Origin of the sequence: Streptomyces sp. NPDC057307, assembly GCF_042667665.1 — a bacterium.
Taxonomy (GTDB): domain Bacteria; phylum Actinomycetota; class Actinomycetes; order Streptomycetales; family Streptomycetaceae; genus Streptomyces.
The window spans coordinates 1-1,344 of record NZ_JBHUZM010000281.1 but is presented as its reverse complement, the minus strand read 5'-3'; the positions used below and the strand labels follow the sequence as shown (position 1 = coordinate 1,344).

Annotated in this window: 1 protein-coding gene and 1 pseudogene; one reads left to right on the top strand and one right to left on the bottom strand. The window is 66.4% G+C overall.

All coding sequences use genetic code 11. From position 1 onward, the window contains the following. Positions 1-91: 91 nt before the first annotated feature. Positions 92-427: pseudogene (locus ACFUN8_RS37330) on the top strand (transposase family protein); the annotation flags it as partial. Between the two features lie 6 nt (positions 428-433). Here the strand turns inward: ACFUN8_RS37330 and ACFUN8_RS37325 are convergent. Next, the gene (locus tag ACFUN8_RS37325; RefSeq protein ID WP_383647887.1) at positions 434-1,042 is read right to left on the bottom strand and encodes an immunity 21 family protein; all 609 of its coding nucleotides are present in this window, start codon (positions 1,040-1,042) and stop codon (positions 434-436) included. Between the last annotated feature and the right edge of the window lie 302 nt (positions 1,043-1,344).

The following is a 1,344-nucleotide window of genomic DNA, read 5'->3' as shown; positions in this document are numbered from 1 at the left end:
AGCTCGCCGATCGCTACCGAGCTGGGATCGTCCTGGCAGCTCTGATGCTGTGGCTCCGCGAACCCGCCGGTGGTCATTTGTCAGACAGGCCCTAGTCGGCCGGCCCCTGCCGGGCAATCGCAATGACTGCATGGCATGAGAAGAATCCGGTGGGAAGGCCGCAGTCGGCAAGACCATGACTATCGCCGACGGCGGCTATCCCGGCACTGGTGCCGGCATGTCACACCGTCGACGGCCGGGCGAGGAATTACCTACCTGGAAGCAGGAGTACAACCGCTCGCACAAGCAGGTCTGCGCCCGCGTCGAGCACGCCTTCGCGCGGATGAAGACCTGGAAGATCCTCCGCGACTGCCGGTTGAAAGGCGAAGGTGTGCGCCACGCGGTGCTCGGCATCGCCCATCTGCACAACCTTGTGCGCAGCACGTGACCGCAATCAACCAAAGCAGCTGACCGTTGAAGATCGGATGGGCAGCATCTGGACCAGGCCGACCCAGTTCTCTTCGTCTGCCTTGGTATGGGTGGCTCGGACCCTCCAGCGGCCGGCGGGCAGCGCAACCGGCGCCTGGGAGGGCATCCCGCCGCCGGGATACTCGGTGTCCAGAGCGGAACCTGCTTCGGCAGAGTCCATGAGTGTGGCTGGACCGTCCGATGACCACGTGCCGCACTCCTCCCACTCAGCGGCGGGGTCCGCAAGGACAGTCCCGGCCGTCGCCTTCAGCCCGGCCTCGGAGTCAGCCGCAAGCCACCGCAGGAAGACCCGATGCTCGGGTAGAAAACAGCTGGTGGCTGGCTCGTCCGCCAACACCAGTGCCTGCGCACCGTTCTCGCCGACGGTGATCACGCCGACCAGACCATCCACCGCGCAGGCCCGGTCGTAGTCGTCTGGAGCGGTGGCGTCCCCCACCATGACCCCGGTTTCCGTACACCCACGCCACGCAGCCAACGCGGAGACGGGGACGACGATCAAGGGCCCGCCCATCGACTCCACCCAGACAGGGGAGGTGCAGGACGTATGGGCTTCGGGAGACGAAGAAACGCTCATGACATCAGTGTGCCCTCGCCCACTGACAACGCCCACAGTGGCGACTGGCACCAGGGCAAAAACGGCCCAGGGTCTGCCGCACCTGCAGTTTTCGGGACAGCCCTTAGGCGGAGAGGCGCACAGGCGACCCAGGCCGGAGCGCAATAAAGGTCCGCCAGCGGGAACAACCTCCCTTCTCTCGTTGCCAGCTGGGCCCGCGAAGCGGGCTCATCGGTCCTGGAGGCGCAGCCGGAAGGACCGTCAGGCGGGGGAGCGCAGCGGACCCGTTCAGGAGCGCGGAGCGCTCCCAACTTCCCTATCAG